The 7,867-nt window shown below is 36.1% G+C and carries 6 protein-coding genes; 2 read left to right on the top strand and 4 right to left on the bottom strand.

Annotated features, from left to right (window positions below):
• Positions 1 to 32: 32 nt before the first annotated feature.
• The 4 genes from FLS47_RS06765 to FLS47_RS06750 all read right to left on the bottom strand — a co-directional run bounded on the left by FLS47_RS06765 (position 33) and on the right by FLS47_RS06750 (position 5,125).
• Positions 33 to 875: a DUF2911 domain-containing protein gene (locus FLS47_RS06765; protein WP_149913619.1), complete on the bottom strand. Its 843-nt coding sequence runs from the start codon at positions 873 to 875 to the stop codon at positions 33 to 35.
• Between the two features lie 18 nt (positions 876 to 893).
• Positions 894 to 2,633, bottom strand: coding sequence for a glycoside hydrolase domain-containing protein (locus tag FLS47_RS06760; protein ID WP_149913618.1), 1,740 nt, complete (start codon positions 2,631 to 2,633; stop codon positions 894 to 896).
• Positions 2,634 to 2,830: 197 nt separating this feature from the next.
• Positions 2,831 to 4,129: an HAD-IB family phosphatase gene (locus tag FLS47_RS06755; protein WP_149913617.1), complete on the bottom strand. Its 1,299-nt coding sequence runs from the start codon at positions 4,127 to 4,129 to the stop codon at positions 2,831 to 2,833.
• Positions 4,130 to 4,135: 6 nt separating this feature from the next.
• Positions 4,136 to 5,125, bottom strand: coding sequence for an NAD-dependent epimerase/dehydratase family protein (locus FLS47_RS06750; RefSeq protein ID WP_149913616.1), 990 nt, complete (start codon positions 5,123 to 5,125; stop codon positions 4,136 to 4,138).
• Between the two features lie 181 nt (positions 5,126 to 5,306).
• Between FLS47_RS06750 and FLS47_RS06745 the strand changes: the two genes are divergently transcribed.
• Positions 5,307 to 6,494, top strand: a complete 1,188-nt coding sequence (locus tag FLS47_RS06745; protein ID WP_149913615.1) for a formimidoylglutamase — start codon at positions 5,307 to 5,309, stop codon at positions 6,492 to 6,494.
• A gap of 45 nt (positions 6,495 to 6,539) precedes the next feature.
• Complete coding sequence (rmuC, locus tag FLS47_RS06740) at positions 6,540 to 7,862, top strand: DNA recombination protein RmuC (RefSeq protein ID WP_149913614.1); 1,323 nt, start codon at positions 6,540 to 6,542, stop codon at positions 7,860 to 7,862.
• Positions 7,863 to 7,867 lie beyond the last annotated feature (5 nt).

Below are 7,867 nucleotides of genomic sequence, written 5' to 3'. Positions count from 1 at the left end.
TTGTTTTTTAAAAATATTAATCCTTATAAAAATTATTTAGCTTCATTTAGTGCCTCTGTATTCAATTTAATATACTCACCATTATTAGCCTTTTTTGCCATTTCAATACCCTCTTGTGCTGATTTTCTTGCGCCAGCTTTATCACCAGCTTTATTTAAAATTCTTGATTTCCAATATTTGATATGCGCAGCGCCAGTATTTCCTTCATCCGCTAATTTTACCCATTCCGCAGCTTTTTTTATATCTAAATTATTGGTGAAGTAATATTGAGCAGCTTGGAAATAAGGTTTTTTCTCGCCTTGCATGGCTTGTTCAATACTAGCCATGATTTCTTTAGACTGATCTGTTATGATAGAAAATGCTACTTTCGTATTTTCCCAGGCCAAAGAAACACTCGTTGAATTTGGAGTAACATCATCAAAAGTAATAGTGAATGTCTCTACTTTATTTGCTAATTTCTGTGGCTTTACTTTAAAACGCAAGAAATCATCCGCTTGATCGTATTGATAAGCTCCCCATTGTTTTGGGTTTTTACTTAGAATTACCGTCCATTCTGTAGCTGTTGGAATCGTGAAAATACCGTACGTACCTGCAGGAACAATATTACCCTCGATATTAACCTCTTCATCCAATGTTAAAGTAGGGATATTGTTTGCCCCTGTACGCCACACTTCATTGTATGGAACTAATCCACCAAATATTTTACGACCTTTCATACTTGGACGCTGATAGGATAAGATAACATTTTTAATACCTAATCCCTGAATTACTGTGGTGGTACTACTTGCAGGAGGTAATTGTACCTGCGCTTGGCTCAATTCTGTTCCTAAGAACAATAAAGCTATTGTTGCTATTGATAAAATACTTTTTTTCATTTTCCCTTTGTATGTTTTTTAGTGTGAATTTAATAAATTTTTTAAGCTTTTGACCTGTGCAGGTATTAAATCGCGATTAATATTTTTGTTAGTGAATTTTTGAATCTCCTGTTCTAAAGATTTTAGTTCTTTCGTTTTCCCTTCTCTCGATAATAAAACACGTAATGCCTTGATTTTTTCAACGGTTTGAATCCCTTCACGCAATTTTTCAAAACGAATACTCGTTTCATTTTCTGGATAGACCAAATATGTGTCACCAGCTGCCCATGATCCAAAACGCGTATCTTCTAGTGGATTTCTATTCCAGCAATCGTAAGCCCACCGCAAATACCCATCAAAACCACGTTGAATCGTATTCACTACCATATGAATTGGCTCATGATACCCCGAACTTGTGAACGTATTAGGGAATATTTCGCTACAGCAAGTGTATGCTGTGGTTTTGTATCCTTTGGCTTTGCGTGAAGCTAAAATATCATCTGCCATCGTATCGTAGAATGGAATAGAGTAATCTATAATGTCGCCCGATAATTCGGGATGGTAGTAGCCAGCAAGGGAGATTTGAAAATTAGGATCTGCTTTTTTAATAATTCCAATAGCAGATTGCATATCCTTCATCGGTCGCTCATCCATTGCAATAGTAGTTTTTTTAAACCAACCTTTTTTCTTTAGGTGAGCTGCGAAATCTTTTAAAAAAGGATACCAATGGTCTTCGTAAGCTTTTTCGCTTGGTTTTGCATTCAACACTTGTCTTTGTTGTGTTGCCTCATCGAAATAATAAAAAGACAAATTCCAAGGAATCATGCTATAGCAATTGATATAATCAGAAATACCTATCTCCTGCATATATTCCACCCATTTGTCAAATAATTTATAATCATAATGCCAAGTCCCGTCTGTTTTCTTCGTCCAGCGAATCATTGCATCGTATTTGTCAAATGTTTGGCTATTCCAAGGGTCATAAATCAAAGTGGTGGTAATGTTCTTTTGCCCAGCATTTGCTAATCTTTCCATCGAAGGACGAATTTTTTCTAAATGTGTTTTCGAAAAGACTTCTAAGTCGTAATAACGCGCAGAAGAATAAGGGTTTTGCCATAAATCCAAATGGAAATCCCAATCTTTTGCTGAATCTAATTTATGTTTTGAAACCTTTACAAAATAAGGTACTGTGAGCTCTTTGCTTTGTTTGTTAGATTTTATTTTTACTTCACCCTTATAAATTCCAGGTTTAGCATCCTGCGGAACGGTTATACTTAACCACAATGGTCTTGTTTCCTTTGAAGTAAAAGTAAAAGTAGTTGAATTTAAAATTCGATCTGCTACTAATGTAGAATCTAAAATTACATTGATTCCACAAGCTGATTTTAATTTGGAAGGATTATCGCTGATTACATACGCGATAGGTGCGAAGTGAATGTTATTTTTGGAAATTCGATCTTTGTTTGATTTAAGATCTGAAATTGAAAGTTCTAAAACAGAGTTATCAAATTTTATATCCTTAGTCCAAACAGCAAGTTGTGTATTTACGGTTTCACCTGCCCAAGCATCTACTTTCCAAGTTTTGATTATTTCTGTTGTGGGAACATTGTGTTTGGATACACTGAAATCAGGATCAATAAATGATAATTGAATTCCAGTTTGGAGTTTGTCCCATGTGTTCAGGTGGGATAAATGTTTTTTCGGATCGGCAATTTCTTTAAATTGTGCAAGCGCTGAGGCACAAATTAAAGTAAACATCAAAGTAAGTATTCTTTTCATAGTCTATAATCTGATGCTGAAAATACGAAATTAATTCTTCTTAAATATAAAGGCTTTCGATACTGTCCTTTCCTTGCTCAATAATTGTTACTAGAGGTAACTTAAATGCAAAATTGTATTTCTATCTTTTGCTCATAAAAATGCCCCAAATAAGTGTCTAACTTTTTAGGGCATGTCTAATTGAAAGCCTTTATATGTTATTGTTTGTATAAAATTCTAAATTTGATAGTGTTTTCAATCTCCTTCAGCTGTGTGATTAGTTTTTTATCATAATTCGAATCAATATCTGTGACCACATACCCTAAATCACAACGCGTCATCAAAAATTGAGATAAAATGTTGATGTGATTATCCGCATAAATATTATTGATACGTGCTAAGATACCCGGTACATTTTTATGAATATGTAATAAACGGTGACCTTTCAGTTTTTTAGGTAAAATCAAATGCGGGAAATTACGACTTTGATCTGTATCACCATTGTTGATAAAATCAGCCATACGACGAGGTACGAACTCAGCATTGGTGTGTTTTTCTTTTTTATCATCAAAAATGACAATACCTTTTTGCGTACACAATGTCCTGCTTACATTACCTTTTACATCCCCTAAATAACCCAAAGTCTTCAGTTTATCGGCTCGAGACAATTGTTCATTAGATACTTGTACACCATTGCTTAACAAAAGCATACCCACATCTTTGGTGTATTTTTCTTCAAAAGTATCTTTAACGCGGACAGAGAAACCATCACGCTTCAAGATGTGCGCTGAAATCTCAGGAACATCACCTACGATAAGACATAGAATACGGTTTTTTGGATAAGATATTGCAGAAGGCAATTGATTCACATACAAGAATTCGTCAAAACTTGGGGTAACGTGATCAGCATTATCCGTTACACTTTTGCGTGAAATGTTTTCTGTGAAAGCGAAAAATTTCTCAATCAGTCCCGATTCTTTCAGCTGAAAATCAGAATAACCATCACCAATACCATAAATAGTACCTTGGATGTTTAGATCTTTCAATAGCTGAACTTTACCACCTTCATTCGAAAGCGGATTCGTATCGTCATAGCCAACAATGTAACCGTTTTCATCAAATTTGAACGTATTAGCGTAAATGTTTTCTTCCAAAATCCCGTAAGGTGATACTACAGGGATAATGAATTCTTTGAAACCACCGGACACAATCCATGCAGTCTCTGAATTTTGTTTGAAAAACTCACGATTTCTGTCAAAGGATTTCGAAACTTTTTTCTTCAAATGCTTAATCAGCTTTTGTAGATGTTCTTTATTTGCTCGTAATAAAGCAATACGACCAGCCAAAGCCTCACGGAAGGAAATTTTTCCTTCCATCGCAAGATTTGTAAAGCGTTCGATTTCTTTGTAAACTTTTTCTTGATCTGGACTACCTTCTAATGATATACGAGCTAGCTCGTCCAATGCCTCCACTTGTGTGAACGTACTGTCGAAATCAATGATGTAATAATTTTTCACTGCTGTTTAGATTGTTTGTTTTTTGTTGTTGATATAATATGTGTTCGCTATTTCTTCTAGCGTACGATTCAAAGGTTTGAATGAATAATTAATTGTCGAGACAATCTTTTCATTCGAATAAGCCAAAAGATCGGAAGCTGCACGTGTAGATTCTTCCGTAATGACAGGCTTTTTACCTGTAATCATTGATGCTACTTTTGCAGCACGCCATGCAAGCGAAAGCATCCAAGAATTCGCACGAATGGTGGGTGCTTTTTTGTTTATCAATTTTGCTATACGCGATAGCAACTCTTTATTCGAAATGTTTTCCGAATTCAGAATAAATCTTTCGCCTGATATGGATTCACTATTCATCAGTTCCACCATGATTTTACTCACATCTTCTACATCTACGATGCCTACCGAACCCCCTGTGAATATTTTTATACCGTTGTTTACCAACTCGAATATAGCACCTGAACCTTTTTTGTAAGAGCCGATACCCATAATCACGGAAGGATTAATAATCACCGCGTCCAGTCCTTCGTTAATCCCACGCCATACTTCCAATTCGGATTTGTATTTCGATAAGGAGTAATTGGATATTTTGGGATTGAATTCCCATTTGTCTAGTTCGTTGACAGGTTTATTGTTTTTACTGGTACCCAATGCTGCTATCGAACTCACATGAAGCAGTCTAGCTTTGTGTGCCAAACATAAATTAACAATATGCGTAGTGCCTTCTACATTGATCAAAAACATTTCTGGGGCATCTTCCTTTTGGTAAGATACTTTAGCGGCGCAGTGATAAACTTGCGAAATCCCTTTGAATACCTCCTCCAATGCAAAATAATCCGTCACATCGGCATCCACCCAATGTATCAATGAAGAAGATTTTAATTTATCTGGAATACTTGAAGATGACCTCTTTGTCGCCACGACTGCATGCCCTTGATCAATTAACAATTTGATGAGCGCTGATCCTAAAAATCCTGTTCCTCCAGTTACTAATATCACGTGCTTTGTTATATAATGTTTTAGCCATTCAAATATAGATTTTTAGGCTTTGGAATGCAAAAGTTATACGGTATTTATATGATTTGAATGCATTTAAAAGTTTTATGATTTGGATGAATAAATGCATATTTGCATAGCGATATACCAAAATATAGTTTTTCGTTATTAATAATTTCCAAATATGTCATTAGCAGATTTTTTTTCACCCATTAGTTTGTCGGATATTTATTCGAAAGATGAATATTTAAATTCTCAATTTGGACGTGTTATTCAAATCTATCAAGATGAATTTCCGAATTGGGAGGAAGAAGAAGATAGACCAAATCTAGCTATAATTGGTGTAGAAGAAGACCGTGCTTCGATCAACAACAAAGGAACGGCGAAAGCACCTAATGCTGTACGTAAACATTTGTATGAGCTCTACCAAGGCGATTATAAAACAAAAATTGTTGATTTTGGAAATATCAAAGCAGGAGAATCGATCAATGATTCCTATGCAGCTCTGAAAGTTGTTGTGGAGGAATTAGTCAAAAAAGATATTGTTCCGATTATTATCGGGGGAGGTCAAGATTTGACGTATGCGCAATATCGAGGTTATCAGGATTTAGAACAACGTGTGGAAGTTGCGGTTATTGATGCGAAGTTTGATTTGGATCAAGAGCATATGGAAGATATGCCGCTGAATTCGCAGACTTATCTAAATCATTTGATTTTGCATCAGCCAGACTATCTGTTCAATTTAAATAATGTTGCGTATCAGACGTATCTGGTGAGCAAAGAATCAATCAATATGTATGATAAATTGTTCTTCAATGCACAACGTGTCGGCATGATTGCAGGCAAATTGGATCAGGCGGAGCCAATAATTCGTGCTGCGGATATGGTTTCATTCGATATTGGTGCTATTCGTGCATCCGAAGCTCCAGGCAATGCAAATGCGGTGCCGAATGGTTTATTTGGCGATGAAGCTTGTCAATTAGCCCGATATGCGGGTATGTCGGATAAGTGTAGCTCAATCGGTTTTTATGAGTTCAATCCCACTTTCGACCCGATGGAACAAACCGCGATGTTAGTTTCACAAATGATTTGGTGTTTTGTGGATGGCTATTACAACCGCAAAAATGATGCACCTTTAGTTCCGAAATCGGCTTACATCATTTACCGTACACCATTAGAAAATGAAGAGCACGAATTGGTCTTCGTAAAGAGTAAAAAGTCTGACCGTTGGTGGATGCAAGTGCCTTATTTTGGTACTAAATCCGTGAACGAGCGTTTTTACTTAGTGCCATGTCGTTATGAGGATTACCAATTGGCTGTGGCAGGTGAAATGCCTGATATTTGGTGGAAAACACATCAAAAATTACAATAATATACGATGGTCTTTTCAGACCATTTTTTGTTTAAATAAGATTTTATGGAATATATTTTAATAGCTTTAATTGTTTTATTACTTGTTGTGTGCATTTATTTGGCAGTTCAAAAAGCAAAGTGCGTTACTAAATCAGAATATGATAAACTTAGTGAATATAAGCAAGAATTAGAGATAGAATTTGCCAAGGTGAAGCAATATGCAGAATTGCAAGCGCTGGAAAAGCAAGAACTTAAACGGTTGTTAGAGAAAGAGCAAAACGAGCGCAATGCCTTAGAACGTACTTTGGAAGGAACAAATGCATATTTACAAGCACAACAAGAAAAATTTGAAGATCAAAAGGAAGAAATTCAACGTACCAAAGCACAATTTAACAATGAGTTTCAAGTATTAGCCAACAAAATTTTGGAGGAAAAAACTCAGAAGTTCGCCGCTTTAAATCAGCAATATTTGGGGGTTATTCTAGATCCACTTAAAGAAAAAATTAAAACTTTCGAAGAGAAAGTTGAAAAATCTTATGCCCAAGAATCCGCTGAACGTAATGTTTTAAAAGGTGTCGTGGAGCAATTGATGCAACAAAGTTTGCAGATTAAAGACGAAGCCAATAATTTAACACGTGCTTTGAAAGGCGATTCCAAGAAACAAGGAAATTGGGGCGAAGTGATTTTAGAACGCGTTTTAGAACGTTCGGGATTAACAAAAGATCAAGAATACAGATTGCAAGTTTCTTTGCAAGATGGGCATGGGCGACGATTGCAGCCTGATGCGATTATCGATTTACCAGATGATAAGCAGTTGATTGTCGATTCTAAAGTTTCTTTAGTTGCCTATGATAATTACATCAACGCGGAGACCGAAGAAGAATTAAATTTGCATTTAAAATTACATGTGCAGTCAATCGAGAATCACGTGAAGGAACTTTCTGCTAAGAATTACCACAGTTTGTATGGAATTCATTCGCCAGATTTTGTCATGCTTTTTATGCCTATAGAATCCGCATTGAGTGTTGCGGTGATGCATAAGCCAGAATTATTTTCGGATGCTTGGGATAGACGAGTTGTGATTGTGAGCCCTTCAACATTGTTGGCTACATTGCGTACAATTGCTTCCATGTGGAAACAAGAACGTCAGAATCGAAATGTCTTAGAAATAGCACGAGAGGCAGGCGCGCTTTATGATAAGTTTGTCGGATTTTTGACCGATATGCAACAAATTCAAGTGCATCTAAATAAAGCTTCAGAAAAACACGATGAAGCAATGAAGAAGCTTTCAACTGGCGCCGGAAACGTAGTGCGACGCGTAGAAAATTTGAAATCGCTAGGCGCGAAAGCCAATAAACAAATCGACGATAAGTTTTTGGATTCGTAGGAAAC

Source organism: Sphingobacterium cavernae (assembly GCF_008520265.1).
Lineage (GTDB): Bacteria > Bacteroidota > Bacteroidia > Sphingobacteriales > Sphingobacteriaceae > Sphingobacterium > Sphingobacterium cavernae.
The sequence above is the reverse complement of the archived record's forward strand: the minus strand, read 5'-3'. Positions and strand labels throughout refer to the sequence as shown.